Annotated in this window: 29 protein-coding genes; 18 read left to right on the top strand and 11 right to left on the bottom strand. The window is 62.6% G+C overall.

Features of this window, described 5'->3' with window-relative positions:
- Positions 1–111 precede the first annotated feature (111 nt).
- On the top strand, positions 112–342 hold the full coding sequence (locus ACIQTZ_RS11930) for a hypothetical protein (RefSeq protein WP_402980774.1): 231 nt from the start codon (positions 112–114) through the stop codon (positions 340–342).
- A 58-nt stretch (positions 343–400) separates the two neighbouring features.
- Positions 401–979, top strand: coding sequence for a hypothetical protein (locus ACIQTZ_RS11935; RefSeq protein ID WP_402980777.1), 579 nt, complete (start codon positions 401–403; stop codon positions 977–979).
- Positions 980–1306: 327 nt separating this feature from the next.
- Here ACIQTZ_RS11935 and ACIQTZ_RS11940 read toward each other — a convergent pair whose 3' ends face one another.
- Positions 1307–1750 carry a peptidase inhibitor family I36 protein gene (locus ACIQTZ_RS11940; RefSeq protein WP_402980780.1) on the bottom strand — a complete coding sequence of 148 codons (444 nt, stop codon included), beginning with the start codon at positions 1748–1750 and terminating at the stop codon, positions 1307–1309.
- 232 nt (positions 1751–1982) lie between these two features.
- On the opposite strand from ACIQTZ_RS11940, the gene ACIQTZ_RS11945 reads away from it, so the two are divergent.
- The 3 genes from ACIQTZ_RS11945 to ACIQTZ_RS11955 are packed head-to-tail and all read left to right on the top strand — an operon-like array spanning position 1983 to position 3644.
- A complete protein-coding gene (locus tag ACIQTZ_RS11945) occupies positions 1983–2702 on the top strand; it encodes an SOS response-associated peptidase (protein WP_402980783.1) in 720 nt (239 codons plus the stop codon).
- A gap of 52 nt (positions 2703–2754) precedes the next feature.
- Positions 2755–3231 (top strand): hypothetical protein, encoded by a 477-nt coding sequence (locus ACIQTZ_RS11950; protein ID WP_402980786.1) that lies wholly within the window; start codon positions 2755–2757, stop codon positions 3229–3231.
- Positions 3232–3278: 47 nt separating this feature from the next.
- On the top strand, positions 3279–3644 hold the full coding sequence (locus ACIQTZ_RS11955) for a hypothetical protein (protein WP_402980789.1): 366 nt from the start codon (positions 3279–3281) through the stop codon (positions 3642–3644).
- Between the two features lie 79 nt (positions 3645–3723).
- Here ACIQTZ_RS11955 and ACIQTZ_RS11960 read toward each other — a convergent pair whose 3' ends face one another.
- From ACIQTZ_RS11960 to ACIQTZ_RS11985, 6 genes are all read right to left on the bottom strand, one after another.
- On the bottom strand, positions 3724–3861 hold the full coding sequence (locus ACIQTZ_RS11960; RefSeq protein WP_402980792.1) for a hypothetical protein: 138 nt from the start codon (positions 3859–3861) through the stop codon (positions 3724–3726).
- Between the two features lie 15 nt (positions 3862–3876).
- Positions 3877–4260: a hypothetical protein gene (locus ACIQTZ_RS11965; protein ID WP_402980795.1), complete on the bottom strand. Its 384-nt coding sequence runs from the start codon at positions 4258–4260 to the stop codon at positions 3877–3879.
- Complete coding sequence (locus tag ACIQTZ_RS11970) at positions 4257–4613, bottom strand: hypothetical protein (RefSeq protein WP_402980798.1); 357 nt, start codon at positions 4611–4613, stop codon at positions 4257–4259. The genes ACIQTZ_RS11965 and ACIQTZ_RS11970 overlap by 4 nt, the downstream gene beginning before the upstream one ends.
- Before the next feature lie 47 nt (positions 4614–4660).
- Entirely contained in the window at positions 4661–5959 is a 1299-nt protein-coding gene (locus tag ACIQTZ_RS11975; RefSeq protein ID WP_402980801.1) for a Y-family DNA polymerase, read from the bottom strand.
- On the bottom strand, positions 5952–6383 hold the full coding sequence (locus ACIQTZ_RS11980; protein ID WP_402980804.1) for a LexA family protein: 432 nt from the start codon (positions 6381–6383) through the stop codon (positions 5952–5954). Before ACIQTZ_RS11980 ends, ACIQTZ_RS11975 begins: the two co-directional genes overlap by 8 nt.
- Positions 6384–6796: 413 nt before the next feature.
- Positions 6797–7237, bottom strand: coding sequence for a hypothetical protein (locus tag ACIQTZ_RS11985; protein WP_402980807.1), 441 nt, complete (start codon positions 7235–7237; stop codon positions 6797–6799).
- A gap of 287 nt (positions 7238–7524) precedes the next feature.
- Between ACIQTZ_RS11985 and ACIQTZ_RS11990 the strand changes: the two genes are divergently transcribed.
- From ACIQTZ_RS11990 to ACIQTZ_RS12035, 10 genes are all read left to right on the top strand, one after another.
- A complete protein-coding gene (locus ACIQTZ_RS11990) occupies positions 7525–7755 on the top strand; it encodes a hypothetical protein (RefSeq protein WP_402980810.1) in 231 nt (76 codons plus the stop codon).
- A gap of 694 nt (positions 7756–8449) precedes the next feature.
- The gene (locus tag ACIQTZ_RS11995) at positions 8450–8884 is read left to right on the top strand and encodes a hypothetical protein (RefSeq protein WP_402980813.1); all 435 of its coding nucleotides are present in this window, start codon (positions 8450–8452) and stop codon (positions 8882–8884) included.
- Between the two features lie 80 nt (positions 8885–8964).
- Positions 8965–9243, top strand: a complete 279-nt coding sequence (locus tag ACIQTZ_RS12000) for a hypothetical protein (RefSeq protein ID WP_402980816.1) — start codon at positions 8965–8967, stop codon at positions 9241–9243.
- A gap of 567 nt (positions 9244–9810) precedes the next feature.
- Positions 9811–11166 (top strand): ParB/RepB/Spo0J family partition protein, encoded by a 1356-nt coding sequence (locus ACIQTZ_RS12005; protein WP_402980819.1) that lies wholly within the window; start codon positions 9811–9813, stop codon positions 11164–11166.
- A gap of 267 nt (positions 11167–11433) precedes the next feature.
- The gene (locus ACIQTZ_RS12010; protein ID WP_402980822.1) at positions 11434–11799 is read left to right on the top strand and encodes a hypothetical protein; all 366 of its coding nucleotides are present in this window, start codon (positions 11434–11436) and stop codon (positions 11797–11799) included.
- Positions 11800–12293: 494 nt separating this feature from the next.
- Positions 12294–12560, top strand: coding sequence for a glutaredoxin family protein (locus ACIQTZ_RS12015; RefSeq protein ID WP_402980824.1), 267 nt, complete (start codon positions 12294–12296; stop codon positions 12558–12560).
- A gap of 5 nt (positions 12561–12565) precedes the next feature.
- Entirely contained in the window at positions 12566–13318 is a 753-nt protein-coding gene (gene ssb, locus ACIQTZ_RS12020; RefSeq protein ID WP_402980827.1) for a single-stranded DNA-binding protein, read from the top strand.
- The gene (locus tag ACIQTZ_RS12025; RefSeq protein WP_402980830.1) at positions 13305–13574 is read left to right on the top strand and encodes a hypothetical protein; all 270 of its coding nucleotides are present in this window, start codon (positions 13305–13307) and stop codon (positions 13572–13574) included. Before ssb ends, ACIQTZ_RS12025 begins: the two co-directional genes overlap by 14 nt.
- A 37-nt stretch (positions 13575–13611) precedes the next feature.
- Positions 13612–13872 (top strand): chemotaxis protein, encoded by a 261-nt coding sequence (locus ACIQTZ_RS12030; protein WP_402980833.1) that lies wholly within the window; start codon positions 13612–13614, stop codon positions 13870–13872.
- The gene (locus tag ACIQTZ_RS12035; protein WP_402980836.1) at positions 13869–14375 is read left to right on the top strand and encodes a hypothetical protein; all 507 of its coding nucleotides are present in this window, start codon (positions 13869–13871) and stop codon (positions 14373–14375) included. Before ACIQTZ_RS12030 ends, ACIQTZ_RS12035 begins: the two co-directional genes overlap by 4 nt.
- On the opposite strand, the gene ACIQTZ_RS12040 is transcribed toward ACIQTZ_RS12035, so the two are convergent.
- The gene (locus ACIQTZ_RS12040) at positions 14319–14753 is read right to left on the bottom strand and encodes a hypothetical protein (RefSeq protein ID WP_402980839.1); all 435 of its coding nucleotides are present in this window, start codon (positions 14751–14753) and stop codon (positions 14319–14321) included. The genes ACIQTZ_RS12035 and ACIQTZ_RS12040 overlap by 57 nt on opposite strands.
- 404 nt (positions 14754–15157) lie before the next feature.
- On the opposite strand from ACIQTZ_RS12040, the gene mobF reads away from it, so the two are divergent.
- On the top strand, positions 15158–19570 hold the full coding sequence (gene mobF / locus ACIQTZ_RS12045) for a MobF family relaxase (RefSeq protein ID WP_402980842.1): 4413 nt from the start codon (positions 15158–15160) through the stop codon (positions 19568–19570).
- 10 nt (positions 19571–19580) lie between these two features.
- On the opposite strand, the gene ACIQTZ_RS12050 is transcribed toward mobF, so the two are convergent.
- The 3 genes from ACIQTZ_RS12050 to ACIQTZ_RS12060 form a co-directional block, all read right to left on the bottom strand.
- Positions 19581–19904 (bottom strand): hypothetical protein, encoded by a 324-nt coding sequence (locus ACIQTZ_RS12050; RefSeq protein ID WP_402980845.1) that lies wholly within the window; start codon positions 19902–19904, stop codon positions 19581–19583.
- A 364-nt stretch (positions 19905–20268) separates the two neighbouring features.
- Complete coding sequence (locus ACIQTZ_RS12055; protein WP_400273078.1) at positions 20269–20457, bottom strand: hypothetical protein; 189 nt, start codon at positions 20455–20457, stop codon at positions 20269–20271.
- A gap of 26 nt (positions 20458–20483) precedes the next feature.
- On the bottom strand, positions 20484–21302 hold the full coding sequence (locus tag ACIQTZ_RS12060; protein WP_402980848.1) for a hypothetical protein: 819 nt from the start codon (positions 21300–21302) through the stop codon (positions 20484–20486).
- 189 nt (positions 21303–21491) lie between these two features.
- On the opposite strand from ACIQTZ_RS12060, the gene ACIQTZ_RS12065 reads away from it, so the two are divergent.
- Positions 21492–22526 (top strand): hypothetical protein, encoded by a 1035-nt coding sequence (locus tag ACIQTZ_RS12065; protein WP_402980851.1) that lies wholly within the window; start codon positions 21492–21494, stop codon positions 22524–22526.
- Positions 22527–23291: 765 nt separating this feature from the next.
- Entirely contained in the window at positions 23292–24698 is a 1407-nt protein-coding gene (locus tag ACIQTZ_RS12070) for a HEPN domain-containing protein (RefSeq protein WP_402980854.1), read from the top strand.
- Positions 24699–24711: the final 13 nt, after the last annotated feature.

The raw sequence follows: 24711 nt of genomic DNA on the forward strand, positions 1-24711 counted from the left end.
GCAGCATTCGCCGCGCTGTCTTACTGTCGTTCCAATGAAGTCGGAGCCCGAGACAGCACCCGCTGAAGGATCCTCAACCGGGCACTGCGCGGTCATTGAGAGAATGGCCAGATGAATAACGTCCAACCAGTAAGCCTTGAGCTGGATCGAGCAGACGTGGTGGTCCTCTTTGATTGGCTCATGTCAGTTGAGCTGGATGATGTACCAATCTCACATCCGGCGGAGAAGCAGGCTTTGGCGGACCTGCTTCTTGGCATTGAGATGAGCACTGACGTCCCGGAAGCTACACAGGCGGAAATTAATCAGGCACGTGAGCAGGTCGCCAGAAACATGGGATGGTGAAGGTCTCTGAGCATCCGTTAGCCGATCCTTCTGCGTTCGTCTGGCTACTCTCAGTTGTATGGATGCTGTGTATCAACCGAATGCAACAGGCCTTGAAGCCTTGGACGAACTCGACCACGTCGACTGGAACCAACTGCAGCACGCGTACGGAAAAGGCACCGTTCCCCTAGAGGGCTCCCACACGTCATTTAGCTTTGCCGGCGACGTAGCGCGATCATTAGCTGCACTTCGAGACGACCCTTCGTTCGCAATCGGTGATGGGCTCTACTCCAACGTCTGCCACCAAGGCACGGTCTATGAAGCAACCGCCTTTGCAGTTCCCTTTAACGCAGCAGTTGCCGCTGGCGATGTCCCAGACGCGATCCGCGTACCCTTGCTGACGCTCTTGGGGGACATCTCTATCGGAGGAAGCTACGCGGCTCCGCACGGGTCTCACTCGGGTGCCTACGGAGATCAGGTAGGTGTCCTCGTCACTGAATCGCTCGCCACTTCCATGAGACGCTTCACAACGCTCCGAACGCCCGAGCTCGTAGCACTGGTCCAAGCGATCCAGTCACTTCTTGAACACTCAACCGACGCACACCGCGAGGCGGTTGAGTCCACAGTCGACTCTGCTCTCACGCTCGTTCAGCAGTAGAAGCGGCGCCCGTAAGCCGGTCCCTCACCGTCGGTACCGAACGCCCGACTGAAAACCGTACGGTAGCTGGATGGCTGACGGTACGTATAACCCGTACGGTGAAATGCACGGTGATGGGGGGATAAGTGCAACTTTGTTTGGCGCTGGCATGAAGGTCCGTCTGGGTGGGCGGCGCGAAGGGCATCTACTCCGGAACGAGGCTTAGTTCCGTCAGCCTGCCACGCCTAGGCCGTCAAATCGTGGTGCTTTCTTCTGAAGACGTCCTTGATCCTTTTCGGCGGCCCGTTTAAGCCCCGATCAGTCTTGGCCGCCTCGGTTCCCGGCCTGCTATGCCCAGGACTGATCCCGATTGATGCATGCTCCTTCGATCTGGATTGAGGTCACGCGGTTCTTCATGCCCATGGAAGCCAGGTTGACGCGTTCTCCGCCGTAGGTAGCCCACGCCTCGCCGGTGCAGTTGGGTCCGTCGTAGATGTTGGCGCCGCCCGGGGTGTTGTTGATGAGCGACGCTGCATTGTTGTTGACTTGTACTGCCCAACCGTTCGCGCCAACTGGGCCATCGGTGAAGAGCTCATTGCTAAGGCTGGCATCACTGTATGCGAAGTCAGCCCGTGCCCCTTCGAAGTTGCTGTTGAAGTACAGGCACACACGGTTTGTCGGGCAGGCCTTGCCTGTACCCGAGGCATTGGCCGCAGGTGCCCCCACCAGCAGTGACGTTGCGGCGAGTCCCAGCAGAGCGGCGGCGCTTGCGATCTTTGAGGCGAGTTTCATGATTCTTGCTCCTTTATCGGAGATGTAAGTGGCTGTCCGGTTTCGCCGAAGCGTGTTTGGGTATCCTCGCGCACGGTTAATGTCTTCGCGATGGGGTGAACTACCCACCATGCCCGCTCACCGCGGAGAGTATTGGAGCCAGCAAGTCGGCGGGGTGGCTGCTTACGTGAGGGTCCAGGCGATTGTCGATGTGTCCACTCTGCTTTGACGGTTTTGTGGGCAGAATGGGCGTATGTGCGGCAGATACGTGATGTCCAAAGCAACGAGCGATCTTCTGAGCCATTTCGAGGCCAAAGAAGTTGAAGGCAGCCCGCCGGGGCCGAGCTGGAACGTTGCCCCGACGCAAAACGTGCCGATCGTGGCCGAGCGCCTGGATGAGGGCACTCTTGACCGGCGTCTGTTGATCGCAAAGTGGGGCCTGGTGCCTTCGTGGGCGAAGGATGCCAAGATCGGATCCAAGCTCGTCAACGCACGCAGCGAGAGCATTCTGGAGAAGCCCTCGTTCCGGTCCGCGGCCGTCAAACGGAGGGCGATCGTCCCGGCTGAAGGCTACTACGAGTGGCAGAAGACGGAGGACGGGAAGAAGATCCCCAACTACCTCTATTCCGAAAAGGCACCCCTGCTGGGCTTCGCCGGCCTCTACGAATTCTGGCCCGATCCCGACCTGCCCGAAGACGACCCCGAAAGGTGGCTGCTTTCGTGCACGGTCCTGACCACTACTACCCAGGACGCCCTCGGCCACGTCCATGACAGGTCCCCGGTCATCATCCCTAAGCATCGCTACGCCGAGTGGCTGAATCCGGACCTGACCAACAAAGACGATGTCCAGAGCCTGCTGAACTCGTTGCCCGAACCCACCTTGACGCCCCGGATCGTCAGTAACCGCGTCAACAGTATCCGCAACAACGGTCCCGAGCTGCTCGAACCAGCCGACCCACCGTCAGGAACCTAGGACACTGAGGGTCGTTGGTCTCCTGCCGAGGGTCTCTACTACCGTGGAGTGAATGACTTCTGCGCCACGCCCGTCCATGCCCGGCGGGCCCGTCACGTCCGCTGAACGGATCATCGCCTTTCACACTGCCAACGGGACCCTGCCGCGTGTGACCGCCGCCCCGGGTGGCGAAGAAGAGCAGCTGTATCGGGCGTTGAAGCGGATGCGGATCCTGCACCGTCAGGGCAAGTTCAATCAGGAGGCCGCAGCGTTGTTGGATGCGGGGTGCCCTGGGTGGGCGAACGGCCGGGCTTTCGGCAGTGACCGGCTGTGGCAGGAACGCCGGGACGAGTTGGTGGGTTGGATGGAAAAGAACGGGCGCCCACCGCACCCCTCTTCGGGCGATGACACCGAACGATCTCTGGCCAGCCTGGTGGCCGCGTACCGGAAACATGCCCTCCATGGGCGGCATCCTGACCGGATCAAGGAGTTGGACCGCCTCATCCCCGGGTGGTCGATGACGCCGTCGTGGGTGCAGCGATCCGAATGACTGCTCGTGGGGGTGTAAATGTCTGGCCGAGCTGATAGGAATCAGCCATGACAACGCTAGGAGCAGCCGTGGACAGTGACGAGGAACGCGACGAAGCCGGACGGCATCCTGGCGCCCCCGCCTGGAACGGGAACTTGGAAACACTGAGCCCGGCCGGTCTGGAACAGCACGACAAGGGCCTCGTAACCCATATCGGGAACTTGACGGTGCTCTACGGCGTCCTTACCGAACCGGCTTGGCGTGTCCGCACACCGGAGGAACGCCGGGCGGACCGTTTTGAGCAGTGGGTGGAGCGGCTCGCTGTGGTTCGAAATGAGCGCAGCCGTCGTGAAGGGCAGGTTGGTGGGCTCGACGTGTATCTCAAGCTGTTCAGCACACCCGCGTGGAACCAGCCATGGACCGGCAAGCCCTGATGCACCCGTAGAACCCAGGTAGAGACCGCGGCCAGACATCCAGCATGCTGGGTGGCATCCTTGGCGGCTGCGTTTCTGGTCAGGTGGTGCGGACGGCGATGGCTTTGGAGCCTTCGGGGATTTTCGCTTCGGCGGTCGCTTTGGCTTCGTCGTAGGTGTTGGCTTCGGCGCTGACGCGGCTTATCGCCCCAAGAGAGTCTTGTACGGTCAGTGTCACTTCCCCGCGCTCATCCTAGGTCCGTGTGGGGAAGGTTTGTTCCAGTGCCGTGAGCAGCACCGCCGGCGGTGCCGTGTCGAGGAGGTCGACGGGTCGGCGGCCGTGGAGGGCTTTTCTGGGGTTGATCATCCAGGCGGTGAAGTAGTTGTGAGGGACTTTCAGTTCCATTGCCCGCCGGAATAGGGCCGTCACCGTGGGGTGCAGGGAGAGGCCTGGTAGGAACTGGTAGCCCGGGCAGTAGGTGCCGTCATCGATGAAGATGCGAATCAATTGCTGCAGCACTGGGTCTGGGTCCTCGTGGATGGTCAATAGCCGTTCCCGGACCTGGTCGAGGGTGGGTAGGGTGAATTCGGCCCGGACTTGATCCCAGACGTGGTCGAGGGTTGGGGAGTGGTTCATGCCCAGGATTCCTCGACCCGGCTGGTGGTGTCGTGGCTGAGGGATTCGAGCAGCCATTGCTCCGACAAAGGTTCCCGGCGAAGGCATACCGTGGCCAGGTCATCACTGCCGGCGGCACGTGCCTGGAATTGCCAGTGTTCGACGCTGACGACGTCGCCGGTGCCCCGGGGTGCACGGTCCCGGGTTTCCCACCACGCGTCGCGGCTGTACCAGTGGTTGGTGTGCAGGGCGGGGTCGACCATCCAGATCGTCCCGTTGTGGCGGATGGCCAGGGGTGTGCCGTCGGGGCTGAACCGGACAGCGACTTGGGGCAGGTGTCGGGTGTTGTGGGGGTGTTCGGGTGCCAGGGTCATCTGGGCTGTCTCCTTACAAGAAGCGGTTGTGCTGGGGTGGGGCTGGTTTAGGCGGCTTTGACGAGGGGGAGTTCGTCCCAGTGGGTGGTGTATCTGGGGGAGAGCATGTCGCGTTTCATGGTCCAGTCGGGTCCGCCGCGGATCCCGGCGTGGCCGAGTCCGATGGACCCTCGGCCGTAGCGTTTGGTTACGTCTTCCAACAGGGTGCCGATGCCGCGTTCTTCGTGCGGGTTTTCGAAGATTTCCAGGGGTTTTTGGTTTCCGGTGGGGCGCAGGTCGGTGACCATGATCCCGGCCCTGACGTATTTCACGCCGTCGTGGAGGTGGGGGAGGAGGGCGTGGGCTGCTTTGGTGAGCAGGACCGGGTCCGCGGTCGGGGCCGGAAGCACGACGCAGGTGGTGGGGAAGGATTTCTCGGTCGGGTTGAAGTGCGAGGTCGCGGCGAACGCGGTCAACACTTTGGCTTGCAGGGTGTGTTTGGCGAGCCGGGCGGAGGCCATTTGGGCGTAGACGCTCATGACCTGCCGCAATCCCGCGGCGGTGGTGATCGGGGTGGAGAAGGATCGGGAGAAGATCAGCTGGTCACGGCCGATGCGTTCTTCTTCCATGGGGATGCAGGGGGTGCCTTGGAGTTCCAGGACGGTGCGCATCATGACAATGGAGAACTTGTCTCGGATCGCGACCGGGTCCGCGCGGGCCAGGTCGGAGATCGTGAAGATCCCGATCGCGTTGAGCCGTTTGGTGAGCCGTGTGGCGACGCCCCAGATCTCGATCACCGACAACCGCGACATTAACGCTGCCCGTTGTTCGGCGGGTACGGAGTCCCACCGGCAGACGCCGTTGAAGGCGGGGTTGTTCTTCGCCCACTTGTTCGCGAGCTTGGCCAGGGTCTTGGTGGGGGCGATGCCGACGCAGACGGGAACGCCGACGTTTCGCCGGCACGCGGCCTTCATCTCCCTGCCCAGTAGCAGGAGGTGGTCGGGGTCGCCTTTGACGCCGAGGAAGGCCTCGTCGAGGGAGTACACCTCCAGCCAGGCCGAGTACCGGCCCAGCAGTTCCATCACCCGGGAGCTGATGTCCCCGTAGAGTTCGTAGTTGCTCGACAGGGCCACCAGGCCCCATTCCTTCGCCCGTGGTTTGAGTTTGAACCACGGATCCCCGAGCCCGATCCCGAGTCGTTTGGCTTCGGGGGAGCGGGTCACCGCGCACCCGTCATTGTTTGAGAGCACGATCACCGGCCGGCCCTCCAACGCTGGGTTGAACGCCCGTTCCGCGGAGGCATAAAAGCAGTTGACGTCCACGTGGGCGATTTCCGGCAACCGCCGCATGGTCGCGGGCCTAGACATAATGAAGGCACCTCGTCGCTACGCCCCAGATGGTCAGTTCCGACAGGGCCGCGACGTGGATGTCCGGGAAGCTGGGGTTTTCGGCCTGCAGGACCACGCCCGTGGCGGTGATCCTCAGCCGTTTGATCGTCAGTTCCCCGTCCAGGACCGCCACCACGACGGAACCGTCCTTCGGTTCCAGGGCCCGGTTCACGACCAGCTCGTCGCCGTCGCTGATCCCGGCGCCCTCCATCGAGGAACCGGTGACGCGGACGATGAAGGTGCTCGTGACGTCCTTGACCAGGTGCGCGTTCAGGTCGATCCGGCCGTCAAAGTAATCCTGGGCAGGGGACGGGTACCCGGCAGCAACCGCCACCGGAGCCACCAACACCACCACCGGAGACAAACCCGCACCTACCACACGGGGGCCAACTATCACGCCCACGACACACCTCTATTCGAACAAACTTTCGAATACCACTATAGGCGTGCCCACCGACAAGATAAGCAGGGCTTCCCGACTTGCACCTGATGCGAAACCCACGGCGGGCGCCCCGGCCACGGCGAGGGGAGCCCCAGTGGGGTGCGTTGGTGCGGGGGATGGGTGGATACCGGAAAAGGGTGAAAAACGAGTACTGACTACTCGTGTGCAAAGGGGGTGCGGGGGAGTTGAATGATGCCAGCGGGTTCATGGCTGAAAGCAAGACCCCCAAGTTGCCCTCAGCCATCTGAGACGCCCGCTCGCGAGGGCCGGACAGTGGTAAAGACTGAAGCCTGTCCGGCCTTTCGCCCGCCCCAGACCACCGACACCGTAGGCGGCAGTAGAACGGACCGGACGCCCGGGATGTTGTGGTGTGTTCAGGCGGCCGGGGGAGTGGTTACCGAGAGTGCGTCGTCCGCCGTGAGCAGGCGTCCCAGATCATGGGTGTAGCCGGCCAGGGTCTCCTCGTACCCCAGGACCGTGAACCCATCAAGGGCCTCCATCGACTCACCAACCCGATGGGTTGGCGCGGCCAGCAGCGGCTCGACACTCCGGCCACCGGATTCGAGGACGGCGATGCCCCAAGCGCTGGAAGGGTCGGAGACGCTGATCCCTGCGGCGTCGAAGTCATCCTGCAGGACATACCGGGTCACGGTCCGCCAGGACTGCAGGAACGGCGGACGGAGCTGCTCGATGAGCTCCTCATCCCCGGCCTGGAACGCGCGGGACAGTTCCGTGGCCAGATCATCCCATTCCCGGGCGCTCCGGACCATCAAATGCCCGGCACGCAGCCGGGCGAGCAATTCATTCAACGTCATGGCCAGTCCCCAAACCTTCCTGTCGTTGGTGACGCCGCAGCATTGCAGGTCACCAGATGAAACGGACAACCACCGGACATGATTCCCCCACCCGGTCCGCGCGGGATGACCGTCCGCCGCCAGGACGGGGCCTCGACGGCGGGGTTGCTGGTCCGGTGGGTGCCCGATGAGGGGCCTAGTACTCGATCGGGTGCTCGACGGCGAACCGCAGCGGGTACTCACCCTTGACCCGATGGTCCGGCGCGGGAGTCATGACCTGCATGACGAGCTCGTCGGTGAAGTCCTGGATGTCCACTTCCGGGACGTCCTGGCGTTCCTCCATCGGGGCCCGGTTCCCCGACTTCGAAACCGGTGATCTCCTCGTTCTCCTCCAGGCAGACGACCAGGGTTTCCCGGACCTCGTGGGCGAACTCTTCGACACTGTCCTGGTCGTGGAAGCCCTGGATCTCCAGTTCTGCCTTCTTGTCGTCCTTCTCCACCTTGACCGCGAAACCGAACATCCTGCTCCTCACCTGTGAACCATAACCTCCGCCCACCCTTCGGGGTCGCGGACACGAAAGCACACACCCTAACCGTGAAAGGCCGACGGTAGCCAGTCACACGAGCCAGGCCCTGCCCCAAGGACACGAAGAGCCAGCACCCGGCAGGGTGCTGGCTCTTCGAGCGTTCCGCAAGGACACAAGCAGGAACGTGCAACATGGTATCCCGCCCCTTGGGGGTAGGGCGGGACCTGCCCACCCTACCAACGCGGCTCTGACGTCCGTACCAAACATGTTGATCCCGGGGTCAATTACACGGCCGTGCCACCGGCTTAAGTCGAGGAAGGGGAGCGGTCCGCCAGGGCGAACCGGGGAAACGGGCGTCCACTGCGTGGCCGGCTGTTGGGCCCGGTCGCGTCGTCGCAGAGCTCCGCCGTGCCCGGGCCTGTTTGTCTACGACGTTTTCTGGTTGCTGTCCTTCGGATTGTAGGCGTCCGCTCCACCCCGTCTAGCCCCTCCGCAGGCTCCGGGGCCTGCGGGCACGGAATCTTCGACGGCGCTTCGCTTATTTCCTTTCGAAGACTCCGGTCCCTTGCCCGAAGGGTAGACAGGGCTCCGTCGGCCGCCGAGCAAGCAAGCTTGCCAGCAACCAAAAAACAACGGGGGAGAGACCAAGCAGCTGGCTCAGGTCACGCCGCTCCCTCACCCACTCCTCTGCAAAGGACACACAACCATGAACGCAATCAGCGTCCAGACCATCACTACCGAAGACACCAAGGAAACCATCGACGGTGTCACCGTGCTGGGCAACTACCACATGAACGACGGCTACGACTGGATGGAACTCATCGGAGAACACGGCTGGACCGTGATCCCCGGCTGGGGATGCGACGGCTGGGACCTCGGCCAGTGGCCGTACGTCATGGTCGCCGGGATCCGCGACGCCGACAGCATCGGCAACCTGTTCGGCATGGCCACCTACTGCGAGGGAGACGTGAAAACGACGTTCTACCGGACCAAGGCCCGGTACTGGGACGCGATCACCGAACAGGCGTTCTTCAACTGGAAGAACGGCCAAGCCCAAGGACCGGACGACCTGCCCGAAGCCGCCGCCGAAATGCCCAGCCGCTACCGGATTCCGCCCACGTTCCAAACCGCAGCAGCCTAAACAGGACCCCAATCCGGTGCCCCGCCAACCAGCGGGGCACCGCACCACCAGCAACCCATCAGCTGAAAGGATCCCGACCAATGACCGCCCAGACACACCGCATCGCCCAGACTCCCGCCCAAGCCGTCGTTTTCCTCGAAACCCTCGCCGAGCTCGTCGAGCAATCCCCCGTCACCTACAGCCCCGGCGCGGCCGCGGACCTCGCCGCACATATCCGGGGGATGGCCGAGGCCGTCACGACCGAGGCCCACGTCCACCTCCCCGCGTTGGACATCACGCGGCAATACGCGGCGTTGGACTGGCACAACGAAGCCATCGCCGTGCTGTTCGCCGCAGAACACCGCCCTATGTTCCACTAACACCATTGTTCGGACCGTTCGCCTTTGGTGGGCGGGCGGTCCGCCGCGGGTGGATGGCCTGGGTGGGTGGTTGCCGGCGGCGGACCGCCGTTCCCGCCAACGGACCCTTGACGATCACCTGGTGCGCGCGGCAAACCCCACGACCAGGGGGACCTGGACGGCATCCGGGGGAACCGGGGGGTGCTCGCTGGGCGAGCACTAACGGGCGTCCACTGCGTGGCCGGCTGTTGGGTGTTGCCGGTCCGTCGCAGGGCTCCTGCCCGTCATCACCTGTTTGTCTACGACGTTTTCTGGTTGCTGTCCTTTGGATTGTAGGCGTCCGCTCCGCCCGGTCTAGCCCCTCCGCAAGCTCCGGGGCCTGCGGGCCCGGAAATGTCCTCCGGCGCTCCTGCGTCGCTTATTTCCTCCGGGAATTTCCGGTCCCTTGCCCGAAGGGTAGACAGGGCTCCGTCGGCCGCCGAGCAAGCAAGCTTGCCAGCAACCAAAAAACAACGGGGGGAGAGACCAATCAGCTGGCTAAGGTCACGCCGCTCCCTCACCCACTCCTCTGCAAAGGACACACAAACCATGAACGCAGCACCTACGCTCGAAATGCTCGACCCCACGACCTTGACCGTGGACATCAACGTCCGCAAAGACGCAGCCCTGACCCCGGACTTTGTCGCCAGCATCAAAGAACACGGTGTGATGGAGCCGGTCATTGCCCACCGCAAAGACGACGGCACGGTGCACGTGCTGATGGGCCAGCGCCGCACCCTCGGGGCCGTGGAAGCGCAGCGGCCCCTGATCCCGGTGATGATCATCAGCAGCCCGGAAGAAGCCGAACGGATCGTCACACAGGTCGTGGAGAACATCCAACGCGCCGAGCTGACGGAAGCGGACGAAGCCGAGGCCTATCATCAGCTTTCCCTGATCGGTGTCTCCGCCGCCGCGATTGCGAAGAAGACCGGGCGCACGAAAACCACTGTGGAAGGAGCACTGAAAGCCAAAGCATCGCACGCTGGAACCGCAGCCCTCGGCAAAGGACTCACCATCGAGGAAGCCCTCCTGATGGCCGAGTTCGAAGGGGACGAGGAAGCGACCCTTGAGCTCGAGTCCGTGATCCGCGACGAACCGGACCAGTTGTTCCACGTCGCCCAGCAGCTCCGGGACGACCGCGAACGCGCCGCCATGCTGGCGGCGTTCACCGCCGAGGTCGAAGCGGGAGGGGTCACTGTCGTGGAGCAGCCCGCCTACGATGACTACGAGACAGCCCGTGTCAGCTACCTGAACCGGCCCGATGGGGAACCGGCCACTGAGGACGACGCCAACGCGGTCTTCATCAGCCAGGACTACCGGGGCGATTGCACCACTGTGCCGGTGATCGTCGGCTGGAAGGACGCCGGTTTCAAAGACCGGTACAGCTCCTCTTCGGCGAACAAGGGACCGATGACTGAGGAACAGAAGGCCGAACGGAAAACCCTGATTGAGAACAACAAGAAGATGACCGCGGCGATGAGTGTGCGCCGTGAGTTCGTCAAGACCCTGCTGGCGAAGAAGCAGCCGCCGAAGGGCTGGCAGTACTTCACCGTCCACGCGCTCACCCACCACCCCGAAACGGCCAGCGGCTACGACGGTGAGGTCGCCGCCGACATGGCCGGAGCCAAGGTCACCGGGGAAAAGAGCTGGGCATGGAACCCGTTGCGGGACCACGTCGCCAAGACCACGACCCGGCCCGAGGTGTCCCTGATGGCGCTGGTGTGCGCAGGGTATGAGAAGACGATCGCCAAGGACGCGTGGCGGAAACCCTTCCAATCCCACCGGGACTACCTGAACCAACTGGTTCTGTGGGGATACACGCCCTCGGAGGTTGAGGCCTTGATCATCGACAGCGGGATGCCCGCCGACGAGACGAACGACGCCGAAGAACTCGACGCGGCGTAAACAAACCCCTTGCCGGGCGGAACCTCCACCGCCCGGCAAGGCCCCCGGCCACTCACCACGGGCAGGGCCGGGAACCTCCCACACGTCGGGCGGTCCGCCGCCCGGGGCGAACCACAGCAGCCACTCGCCAGCGGCGGACCGCCAATCGGCGCTACCGCGTGCACCATCCCTTTGGTGCCGCGCGCCACCAGCCCGAGCGGGATACACCACACAACTTTGTCCGAGCCCCGAGCTAGTCTGGGAAACGCATCCACGACAGGAGTAACCATGACCAAGCCACCCCTCCCGGAGAACCCTTTCACGGGCTTCCTGAACGACGTCGCCGGTGCCCTTGACCTGTCACTGCCGGCCATGATCCTGATGAACGGCGTCCTTGTCTTCACCTACCTCGTACTTGCCGCACTCATCCGCAGAAAACCCCTCGGCACGGTATGGAAACCTGCAGGCGTTGATCTCGCTTTCGCTACGGCGATCGCGGTCCCTCTCGCGGGCTTGATCGTGTTGGGAAGCAAAAGCCTTTTCGGAGGACTGATCGTTGCCGGCATAGCCTTCGTCATCGGCATCTTCTTCTGGGGCCTATCGCTGGGCCGCCGGACGCGCGCTCCCCGGCCAGGCAACGCCGAGGTCCGGTAGACTGGACCACAGATTTCCTTTTGCAGAGGGAAAATACGAAGGGCCAGCACTTCCAAAGTGCCGGCCCTTCACCCTTTAAACCCCCACGATCAACCGGCACATCCACCCACCTGCCGCCATCGCCGCATCAAGACAAAGCACACGGCACCTTCCCCATGGGCCAACACAACCAGCCGCCAGCCCACCACAAGCCTGGGAGAGTTTCTCTCAGCCGTGACCACACACGGGAACACCTGGACCAATCCCACACGGGCACAGGAACCACCGGGCCATGCAAGGTCTTCACACAGCCGGGGGAGTGCCGCCGGGCTACTTCCAGGGATGACCAAACAGAGCACAGGCGGTGTGTGCTTTACAGGAAGTAGACAAACATCCAGTAACCCTTATTTCTAGGGGTAGAAGCACTGGTTATCTACCTGAATAATCGGTAGAATTGAGGTATCAAGTCGACCAGACGAACGAAACCAGAACTGATACGAAACGTAGGACTGACAATGACTTCTTCTTCAACCCCGGACTACACGGTTTACACCAAGCCTGGCTGCCCGAACTGCGACAAGACCATGGCGTACTTCGACCGCAAAAGCATCACCTACACCGCGGTGGACATTACCAAAGTGCCGGCCGCGCTGGAGTTCATCAGCGAAGACCTTGGCTACAGCGAGGCACCCGTGGTTGTCAGCGCTGACGGAACCGATCACTGGTCCGGGATCCGCATGGACAAGCTCACCCAGGCGGCACTGCGCCGCAAGGCAGCGTGATCGTCATGACCAGCACAGCAGCCGATGACCGGTTCACGATCAGCCCCCGCCAGTACGAGGACCTCGAGGAGTTCGGCCGGATCGCCAACCCCTCCGCCAGGATCGACGTACCCATCGCCAACCCCTACATCGACGCCGCCGCCGGCGGGGACTACGGCACCGCCCCGGCGGGCGACGCCCAGGTGATGCCAAGTCTTCCGGACTGGCCCGTGGGCACCGCCCTCGGATATCCCTTCACCGACACCCCCGCCACGCAGGACCACCCGGGGGAGGCCGGCAGCGGCGACGTCGACGAGGACGAAACCCAGGACGATGCGGAGCCGGCGGCCGAGCCCGCGGAAGCACCGGCACCAGACGCTGGTACGCCAATGGGGGAGTCTGTCACCGTGATCGGGAACCTGGTCGCCGACCCCCGTCTGAAGGAGCTGGGTTCGGGCTCGGTGGTCGCGAATTTCACCATCGCTTCCACGCCACGGGTCTACGACGAGACCACCCAGCAGTGGAGGGACGGCGAGACGGTGTTCCTGCGTGCCAGTGCTTGGAACGACACCGGCCGCCACACGGTCGCGTCCCTGGCCAAGGGTGTCAGGGTCATTGCTGTTGGCCGGATCCAGTCCCGTACGTTCCAGGGCAAGGACGGGCGGGCCAGGACCGTGCAGGAGCTGGTGGTGGAAGACGTTGCGGTGTCGCTGCGGTTCCAGAGAGCAGCTCTTGACCGGGGCCAACGTCCAGCAGGGGAGGACCGTGCAGCGGGATAAGCGGGATGACAATTCCATCAGTGCCAAGTTCACTCGGGAGGACGCGGAGCAGATCCGCGCCGTCGTGAAGAACGTGGGCGTGCTGGAGGGTTATGGTTCGGCGAATGACTTCGTTGAAGCCGCCGTCAAACGGGAGCTGCGGCGTGCCCAGCGGAAGTACAACGGCGGCAACCCGTGGGAGGGCGTGAAGGCCGGCGGTATCCGCCCCGGCAGGCGCACCCGCGCCGAAACCGCTGCGAGGGAGGACCGGCAATGACCACCACCTGGCATCAGTCCATCGTTGGGGGGTCACCATGGCCGTCGTTCTGATCTTCCTCGCAGTGTTCGCCGCTGTTGCCCTGGGCGGCTGGGTCATCTACGCGCTCACTCATCCGGTGGCCGCCGGCCAAGGCCTCTTGATCGTCCTCTGCAAGGCAGCTGGTGTCATCGCTTTGATCACCGCTGTTGTGGCATGGCTCGGCCAGGGCCTGTTCCAGGCAGTGCCGCCGGCCCTGTTCATGGTTGCGTTCTTCTTCTTCGCGAACCGTTTGGAACGCCGCTGGCGTCCCTGGTGAAGCCGCTGGTGAACGAGGCACTGTCCGCGGCGAGGGATGAGGCCCGTTTCTGGTCCAAGGTCATCAAAGGACCGCGGGAGAATGATTGCTGGCTGTGGACCGGCGCGGTCGGTGATGACGGCTATGGTCGGTTCTGGATCAAAACCCCAACCGGCCAACAAGCCGTCCGTCCCCAGCGCTTCGCACACTTGCTGCTGACCGGTGAGCAGCTGCATCCCGACACCAAGCTCCTGCACTCCTGCGACATTCCACTGTGCGTCCGCGCCACCGGGGGAGCGGACAGTCACCTGTTCCCTGGCACCCAGGTCGAGAACCTGATGGACCGGTCACAAAAGAGACGCCACGCCAACGCCCATTCGTGGCGTTGGCGTGGCGTCGGCCGCGCGAACTTCACCGCCCGGTCGCGGCAACTCCGTGATGCGCTCAAAGAACACGGGTGGGATGAATCAGTGATCCGACCCCTCATGTCCGGCCACGACCCCGACGCTCCGACGCTCTTCTGAACCCTGCACTTCGACAGTCCCCGTACCGGTGCCGGCCTTGGCCTTCTTCACCGTGGCGACGTCGATGCTCCGCACGTAGGAGACGCTGACGTCCAGCAGCTCGGCAATGCCCTGCCTGGTCTCGCCGGTGGCGAGCATCTTCCGGACCGTCTCTTTCGCGTCGTCCATGGCCGCGGCCGCGTTCTTCTTCGCCGCGGCGATCAGCTCGGCCGCCTGCCGTTCGGCTTCTTCAACACCGGCTTCGGCCATCATCGTGGCGGCGTGGTAGTCGGTCGCCAATGACTGAAGCCTCGCTTCCCGTTCGCGCCGTTTCGCGGCCAACTCTTCGGTCTTCCGGCGCGCCTGAACGATCATCGTGTTGCGTGTCTTGCCAGCCATCACGGCCCCCTTCGGTGTGGTCGGTCACTGTGCCCTGTCCCCATTCTTGCAGACGGCCGCGGCCCACCCGGAAACCTAACGGTTAGAAACCCGCCCGTGGGCGATCCGGCGCGGGCGGCGGACCCGGACAGGGTGCGCGGCGCGCGCTGGCAGGGGTTACACACAACACCCCCTGGGCAGGCATCAAACCTCAGGTCTTTGACGGGCTGTGCATAACCCCTGCCAGCGAGTATCAACAATCAAAGCTGACGCTTTTCATGTGGATACTCGCATCATCACTGATGGACTCAATCCGACGTTTCTCGAACCGATACTCGCCAGCTCGCATCACGCTCAAAACGCCAAATTCAGTCAAACCTCTTGCATTTCGAATAAATGAGGCCGATTCCGTTAGAATCGGGGCCATGATGTCGCTGCACGTTCTCAGTGCTGGCACCGGTTACCTGTACTACACGCAGGAGACCGCCAGCGGTGATGAACTGCGCGCAGGAGACCGTCAACTGGGCGACTACTACACCGTCGACGGACTCCCACCAGGCCAGTGGATCGGGCGAGGAGCCGACGCACTCGGTGTTTCCGGGAACGTCACCGAAGCCCAGATGGCCAACCTTTTCGGGCAAGGCCGGCACCCCGAATACGAAGCCATCCTCGCCGCGAAAATCGCCGAGGGTCTTCCCGCGAAAGCGGCCGAGAAAGCCGCCCAGAAGGAAGCGAAACTGGGCCGCCGCTACTACGACTACGGCCCCAAAGACAACACCCTGGCGCAGGCCATCCGTGTCCGTGAGAGCGACTTCGAACGCCTGCAGGGCCGCAAACCCACCGCCGCCGAACGGCACCGCATCCGGGCCACCGCAGGGGCTGTGATGTTCCGTGAAGGACACGGCCGCCCACCCGCGTCCAAGGAAGAACTGGGCAAGTACATCACCGCGCAGCTGCGTCCCCAACAGAACGCCGTGGCCGGATACGACCTGACCTTCACCCCGGTCAAAAGCATCTCCGTGTTGTGGGCCCTCGGGGATACCGACACCCGCCGTCTGGTCGAAGAAGCCCACCAGTCCGCGTTGAAGCAGTCCGTGGAGTACCTGGAAACCCACGCCCTGGCCACCCGGCTGGGGACCAACGGCATCGCCCAGACCTCCATCAAAGGCGGACTCACAGCGACGGCGTTCAGGCACCATGATTCCCGCCTCGGGGACCCGAACCTGCACACCCACCTCGTTGTCTCCAACAAGGTCCAAGACCTTCACGGGAACTGGAAGAGCATCGACGGCAAGCTCCTGCACCGCTCAGCGGTGGCCGTCTCGGAACACTACAACACCCAAATCCAGGCCTACCTCGAAGAGCACGGTGTCCGGTTCGAAGCCCGCACAGTGAACGGGTCCAAGCAGCCCGTCATGGAAGTCGCGTCCGTCCCCAGGGAACTGACCGCACTGTTCTCCAAACGCGCCGCCGGCATCCGGTCGAGCCTGACTGAACTGCGCCAGGCCTACGAGGAACAGCACGGCCACAGCCCCGACCAGGCAGCCCTGGTCAAGCTCGCCCAAGCCGCGACACTGGACACCCGCCCCGACAAAGACAAACCCAAAACCCTCGCCGAACAGGCCACAGCGTGGCGGCAGGAAGCCGCGGCCCTGTACACCGAGACGGACCTCAAACGCATCACCGGCACCCGTTCCCGGACACGCCGGCCCGCCGTCACAGGGGTCGATATTGACGCCACCGCGCGGCAGATCGTCGCCGCGGTCTCGGACAAACGCTCCACCTGGACGGCGCAGAACGTCATGGCCGAGACCAACCGGTGGGCCCGCGAATACGCCATCACCCACGGACCGGTCCCCGCCGGAACCATCGAACAAGTGGTCTCCCACAGCCTGGCCACCGCCTCGGTCCGCATCACCCCGGACCAGGTCCACGGACGGTTCGAAGCCCTCACCCGGAACGCCGGAACAGCGGACTTCAACCACCGCACCGACACCCGGTACACGTCCACGAAGATCCTCGAAGACGAAAACCTGCTCCTGCGCTCAGGCACCCGGGATGTCATCCCGGCAGCATCCCTGCAGGACTTCACCGCCGCCGTTCAGGCCTACAACCTCGCCGTGGCCACCGGCGAGAAGTCCCACCCGCTGGATCCCGGGCAGATCGAACTGGCCCGCGAATTCGCCACCTCATCAAAGCTGTTGGCCGTCGGGATCGGTGCCGCCGGGACCGGCAAATCCTCTTCCATGGGCCTGGTCCGGGCCGCGATCACCCACGCCGGGGGCAGGGTCATCGGGCTCGCACCCTCCGCCGTGGCCGCAGCGAACCTGGGCGAACAGCTCGGCATCACCGCCGCGACCACAGACAAGTTCCTGACCAGTTCCAGCGAGGCTTTCACCATCACCCCGGGCACTCTCGTGATCGTTGACGAAGCCGGGATGCAGGGCACCGGAAAACTCGCCGACGTCGTCCGGGCCGTGGAAGCCCGCGGGGGGCTCGTCCGCCTCATCGGGGACGACCGGCAGCTCTCCGCCGTCCAGGCCGGCGGCGCGCTGCGTTTGCTGATCAACGAAGTCGGCGCGACGGAACTGGAGACCATCCACCGGTTCCACAGCCCCGAAGAAGCAGAAGCATCCCTGCTCCTGCGCACCCCCACCGAACACGAGACCGACCCGTTCGCCTGGTACAAGAACAACGGACGCATCCAGGCCGGAAGCATCGACACCGTCGAAGGGTTGGCGTTCGGTCTGTGGCAGGACCGGCTGAACCGGGGCGATGCCGCGGTGATGATGGCACCGACCAACGAAAGCTCCCAACGCCTCTCCGAACGCGCCCAGGCCTACCGGATCGAATCCGGTCAGGTCGCTGGCACCGGGGCATCCGTGCAGCTGCGCGACGGCTCCCACGCCTGGGCAGGGGACCACATCGTGACCCGCCTGAACGACACCGGCCTGAAGGTCAGAAGGGGTCGGGACGTCGTCAAGAACGGTGATCTCTGGACCGTCGAAGAAGCCCACGAGGACGGGGCCCTGTCAGTGGCCCACCTCGAGCACGGGGGCACGATCCGGCTCCCGGCCGAGTACGTCGCAGTGCACGTCCACCTCGGCTACGCCCTGACCACCCACCGCGCCCAGGGCATGACCAAAGATGCCGGGATCCCCGTCCTTGATGCGTCCACCACCCGGGAGAACGCCTACGTCGCCGCCACCCGTGGCCGGGACGAGAACGTGCTGTTTGTCGCCGTCGAGGACGGGCAGGACCGGGACAGTGTGCTGGCTGCCATTGCAGGAAACCACAGCCAGGACTCGTCCGCGCACGAGGCCATGGCCACCGAATACGAACGCATCAACTCGCCCCTGACCCTGGCCGACCAGTACCGCTACGTCAACGACGAAGCCAACACCCTGCGCATGGCCGCCATGGCCCGGGACATCCTCGGACCGGACGCTGAGAAGTTCATCACTGCCGAGTCCTGGGGAGCGGTGGCCACGCACCTGGCCAAAGCCGAACACGACGGCTGGGACACCGCCGGGCTGCTGCGCACCGCAGCTGGTCAACGCGAATTCCAGAGCGCCGATGACCTCTCCGCCGTCCTCGCCTGGCGCGTGGAAAAGATCATGGACAAAGCCCCCGAACTCATCGCCCAAGCAGGCGAACGCCCCCTACAGGGTCTCACCGACGCCCAGCTGGCCACCCTCCGGACCGACGCCGAGGCTGGCGCCCGGGCCGCCCGTGAAGCAGCCGCAGCCCTCGGACCCCAACCAGCTGACCACTGGACCAACCGCCGGCACGGCAACCTCACCGACGCCGAACTGGAACGCCGGATCTTCACCACCAGGTTCACCGCCCGGGAAACCTCATCCATCAACGACCCCGCGGCCGCTCGGCGCGCCCACCAGCAACTGCGCGCACTCCAGGAAGAACACCGGATCCGCACCCAGCAACTCAAAGAAACCCAGCGCACAGCAGAAACCGCCGAACGCGGCACCCGTAGCACCTACGGTCACAACCCCTCAGCTGGGGCAAGTACCCAGCGTGCTTGGGGACACGAAACGATCGCCGCCCGCGCCCGTGCGGAGGAACGCCTCCGCACCCTCACACCACGCCCCGCCACCGAGGTGCAGGCACCGGACCGGCTGCCGGAATGGCTCGCCCCCGCAGCCGCGGCCATAAGCCCGTACCTGCCCCAGCCATGGAAAGAAGAACTCACAGCACGCCGCGAAGTCCTCGCCGCACGCTTCGACGAACGAGGCCACCTCCTGGCAGCCACACCACCGGAATGGGCACAGAAACTCGGCCCCGTCCCGGCACGCCCCGACGCCACCCAGCAATGGCGCGACACCGCGGCCAGCATCGAAATGTTCCGCGCCCGCTACAACGTTCCCGAAACAGAGGCCACACCAGTGCCAGAACGGTTCAGGAACGAAGAGATCGGCCAACAACTCCACAACCAGGCAGTCACCGTCTCCAAACGCTCACACGCCCTGCCCGAACACACCACCGAAGAAGACCGGACACGGGACGCCCTGCACGCGGTCGAACGCAACAAAAAAACCCACGCCCCCGAAGCACCCGCGCAGCGCGCAACCGACACGGACCGGCAAGCCAACGTCCAAGAACCAGCCGCCATCACCCCCGAACAAACCGAGAAACCACGCCTCCGCAGCCGGTTGGAGAAGATCACGGCCGAACGGAACGCCGCACGGCTCGCCGCACAGCAGCAAGCACAACCGCAGACCGAGCAAACCCCCGCACAAAAAGAAGCCGCCAAAAAGCAGGCCGAGCGTGCAGCAGCGCAGGCGCGCCAAAACCAGCAGGACCAGGGCCGAGAACTCTAGCCGTTGCGGATCACGGCTCGGAGTAGGTCACGCGTTCTCCGCCCCTCAATAAGGCGTGGGGTGACTCGTGCCTGATCCAGCCGATTCCATCCCAGAATTTCCTGGATTCGGCGTTATCGTTCAGGGCAGTCATGCGCGGCAGCGGGTTCTGGTCCCGGATCACCTGCAGTGTCTTGCGGCCAATTCCGTTCCGACGCATAGGGACAGCGACCTCGAAGGCGAGGATGTCGAGCTGCCCGTGCGGGAGATCGCCGAGGACAGGGTGCGTGTCAGGACCTGTCAGGACGTATTTGCAGCGTGCGACTTCCCGGCCGCTGAGCAGGAGGATTGACACCCAGTGTTCCTCGGCCGGCGGCTCGCTCCCGTACGTTTCCCCCCCACCATGGCTTCACGAAATCGGACGAGCTCTCGTAGGTCGGGGACCAGTACTTGCGCTTGCGTACAGGCGTTCTGTTGACGATCTGAAGGTTATCGACACCGCTGCTCATTGAGCGACTTTATCGGATCCTGCTCCGGAAGACGGGGGACCGACAACAGCCGGTCCAAGCTCAGAACCGGGGAATCACACGATCAGCGGCTCTGGTACGCACGCCATGGCAAGGAGACACTCTGAAGCTTCAGTTACCTGGCCGTTGCACGGTCGAGTAACGCCAGCCGTTGAATTCGCACTGCCAATGTCACAGCGGCAAGAGGCCGGGTTAACCTTTCTTGCGGGTGCCTTGTTCCGGTTCGATTTTGGAATGGCGACCGGCTGTGAGGTCTCGTCGTACCAGCCATGAGCGGCGGCGGGCGGTCTTCAGCGCAAGCGGAGCGTCCGGGATTGCCTTCTTGGCTGTCGTTCTGATGAAGCCGACGCCCCCTGGAGTTACTTCGACTTGATTGCTCATGCCTACAGTGTAGGCCGTCAAGCTGATTATTCGCTGCGTCCGGCTGCGGCCGCTATGGCGAACGCTGGTGCGAGTTCAGCTGCGATCAACTCGGTAAGGAAGACGTCGCCCTTGGACAGCGAGCCAGCTTTCGGGGCGTCAACGGCCACCATGCCGAAGATCACTCCGCTCGACCAAATGGGAGCGCGGATAAAGGTTCGGTACCGCGCCTGATCACCTTCGTAGTGCTCAGGAGCTTCAGTAGAGGTGTCGGCGTAGAGCTCCCCCTCTGGTGAGCTTCCCGAGAGATATGTCAGAATCTCAGCGCCGTCAGCCTTATCAAAGGAGAACGTGCGAGGGACGTCATTGCGTCCCAACCGGGCCAAGGGGTACAGCTCATTTGGCTCCTTGACCGCATATACGATGGCCCGCACATCGGTACTAGCTGGCATCATGGCTCCCAGTGCGCTGCAGCAGTGTGTGGCGATGGTTTTCAGGCTTTCGTTTAGCACTTCACGGCTGGAATCTGCCGGATCTACTGAAGCAAGTTCAGCCATCAAATCCAAGGCGGGGCCAAGCTTGTTCCTGAGCTCTTTCATGGTGTCGTACCTGGCGTCGGCAGCAGACTTTTTCTCTTTGTCCTCCCGGACTACCTTGATGACCAGCAAAGCAGTGGCCGCTGCCCCGGCTATGATCGCTGCAGATCGAAGAAAGGTGGCCAGCCCACCATCGAGCTGTGCCCATCCCATGAATGCGGTGGCAATACCGGCCAACGTCGTCGGCGCGACGGTCAGCAGGATGCTGGACCGATCGGTCCAGATGCCTCCGCGGCCGACTGCCCTCCGGGCGTGAGATTGCTTGGACATGCTCACCTTCATCTGAATAGCGGGTGTTGTACCTGAGAAGTTCAACAGGACTGGCCGAAGACTTCCACTACACTGGATGTACGGGTAAACCCGCCAGAAAGTTAACTTAGATTCTGAAGATGACTAAAGGGTCCCCTGGCCGGTTTACACGTTCAGCTTGAAAGGGCCCAATTAGGTCTGATGGCACGCATGAAAGAGATCGATTTAGATCGTTCCCGTGGCCTCAGTGCCAAGGAGACCCGGACCTTTGAGGCGCGCCGGTCCCGGCTTTATGGCCAGTTCGGGCAGTCAGCGACCAACGCAACTGATGCTCTGGTTGATCATTTCGGCGCGCCGGGGCTCTTGCTCACGGAGGGGCTACGAGTACGCACTCCATTTTCCTATCTTGAGAAGCCAATCTCAGAAGAGGACGTGTCGGACCGGACAGCACCGAAACGCGCTTTTCGGCCTCCGGCCACGATGATCCTCTCCAGCAAGGGAGCTGCCTTGCGTATGTACCTCACGGCCTTGGCTTATGCCCAGCTCAGAAATCGTCCCGGCCGCAGAGCCGTACTGGACATACCGCTGACAACTTTTTCGCGTGAATGGGGATGGAGCGACCTGGTGGCCACCTCAGCGGTTCAAACCGGGATAGGAAAGTCCAGCTCAGCTATACGCGATAAAAAGGCCAGAACACTGGCTACTGCTCTGGATACTCTTGAGGAAGCGAAACTGGTGCATCTCCCCGGGACACCAGGCAAAAGGGGCAGGTACGAGGGATTCAGTCTCCTGGACGAATCGGGATGGCAACGAGGCGGAGACCCTCTTCCCTACGTGGTTCCTCAAAAAAATGAAGACTATTTCACCCTGCCGGTTGGATTCATTACCCAGGGGTGGCTCCATGTGCTGGAAGACTCCGAAATCGTCCTCCTCCTGGCTATAGCATGCCGCAGGGGGACCCTGGCAGCAATTGGAGAGGACCCGGATATTCTCCCGGGCGAAGTGGCAATCCCCGCGGACGTGAGACTGAGACGCTACGGGATTCACCGCGATCCCTTCTCAGCAGCGCGCAAGACGCTTGAATGGTTTGGGCTCCTCAAGGTCCGCGAGATAGACCGACACGGCGACGGACGAGCACAAGATTCAGCAACGAAGCTTCATAGGATTTCATTGCTTCCCGAGGGGTTTGAATCCCCGGCCTTGCAATCTGTCCGCGAGACCATCGACCATCAACTCGGCTTTTGAACACCAAATTTGAGGAGAGGGCAACCCCAGAACTGACGGAAAGCCCCGGACTTTCCAGTGATCTAGGCTCGGAGAGCAGAGGAACAGACCCAACACGAAGCAGCCTGGTCCACCGCTGACCTGCAGCAGCGGCAGGATCGCGGCCCAGGAAATGGTTAGCAGGGGAGCGGCATGTTTAAACCCTTCAGGAGTTTTAGAAGAGCGTGGTGGGAGTTGCGGAGGAAGCGACGCATTGTCCTTCGCCACGGCCCAAGGTCCTTCACACTGACCGTCCCCAGAGAATCAGGACCCAATCTTGTTCAGGGCAGACTTGTTCCGCGTCCTCAGCTACACGGAACGCGGTCAGGCATTTTCGGGGAGAGCACAACGAGCGCCTACCTTGACTTTGTGATCATCAGGAACCGTGTCGGAAAGTTTCAAGGTGTCGGAGTCCCAGACGAGTACCACCACCAAGGGTGGGCCACAGATATGATCTACGCGTTGCTGACCCACTACCCGGATATCTACTTCTATAACAGCTCTCTCAACGAGATGTCAGGCCCGCTATTCATGAAGCTGCGCTCCGAAATGCCTGAACGCATTGCCCCAATCCGCCGGCATGCGGATGGCAGCTACGAAGTCGACACTTTGTGGCGACCACGGCGGCGAGACTGATGTTCACTGCTCACGGTCCTAGTTGTGCCGGCGCTAAGATTCCGGAGTGAATGAGCCAAAGAAGAACCAGGGTGGCGTGGCCGACAATCAGATTGCGAACGGAGGAGCGCAATGACTGACGATGTCGTTTCTGAGGACAGAACCGCATCCGGCGTTTTCTGGGTTCAAGGAGGCAACGAAGTTGCTGGGGCGGTGGAGTTTGCGGATGACGGCTACGCCCTCAGGCTGTCTGGTTTTTGTTTCCCTCCGAAGCAGGTTGAAATTCTTGATGGCGGGGCTATCCGGTACGGCTCTGCACCGGATCAAATCGCAGCGGACTTCGCGGCCCGCGTCATTCTAGGTCGCCTAGATGACGAATCGCTGGTCACCTTACTCGACGCTCATATGCAGCCCGGCCCGGACGTTACCTCCAGCTATGCCCAATTCTTTACGGGGAAGCGCTGGCTGCACGGGGCACACATCTCCGGTGACGATGAAGAAATCCACGGCATTCGTTGGTCGTGGCCAGTTCTTGCTTCCGCGGTCAGCTGGACAACAGAAGCGGAAGTCCCCGGTCCTGTCCCGGGTCAGTTGGCGCCGTGGGTACATGAGCAGAAGGCCGGCCTGACTTTCAAGCCTGAGAACCCTTCACCCGTGGGCGTACTGATTCAAGATGTCCAAGTGGTAGCCGCGCAGCTTCTTGGTCTATGGACCCAGAAACCTGTTCCCTCACCGCTTGTCACCGAGATCTACCTTGAGGCGCATGGGTGGTGTTCTTATGTTCCTGAGCAGGAAAAGGAACAAAAGCTTCTTCGTTCGAGCGCTTTACTTCCGTTGAGAAAGCTGGGGCTGAAGGAAATGGCTTCATGGCTGGCGCTTGCGGCCAAAGTTGACCCATTCCCGTACATTGCAAACCTCGGGCCAAGTGTCGTACAGGTTGACGCCCAGGTTCTAGTGACGGCGCTGGAGGGTTTGCATCGAAGGCTGCACAGTGAAGTGAGACCTTTCCATGAAGTAAGTGTGCGAGGGGTGCAGCGTGCCATGAAGGCCGCACGCGAGGCCGGGATCCGAGGGTTGGTAACTGAAGGCCTGACAGATGAAAGTATTGCGGACAAGGTCCTGCGAGATGCACTGAGTTATGTGGACCAACCCAGCTACCACTCGAGAATCGTAGAGCTGGTGTCTCCAGTGATGGAGGTCGCACCAGGGGTCTGTGGACCGGAGCTGAACTCGTGGCTGGGGATCGTAAAGAAGATCCGCAATGAGCAGAGTCACCAGCTTCTTGGTGCCTTCGGCAGCGCAGAGCTGGGTAACTACTTCGTTGCCACAATCTCGTGTAAGTGGGTGCTTGTGTTGCGAATTCTCCTTGAGATTGTTTCACCGAAGGATCTAAAGGAGGCGGTGACAAGATCCCAAAGCTACATTTATGCCCTCGCCAACATGGATGAAGAGCATATTTGGGGTGAGCCCGGTGCGTTGGGGACGTTTTCCGCAGCCGGATCGGATAGCGATGATGACAATGAGAATCGCATCAGTTAATAAGCATTAGTAC

This window comes from Paenarthrobacter sp. NPDC090520, from assembly GCF_044769205.1.
Classification (GTDB): domain Bacteria; phylum Actinomycetota; class Actinomycetes; order Actinomycetales; family Micrococcaceae; genus Arthrobacter.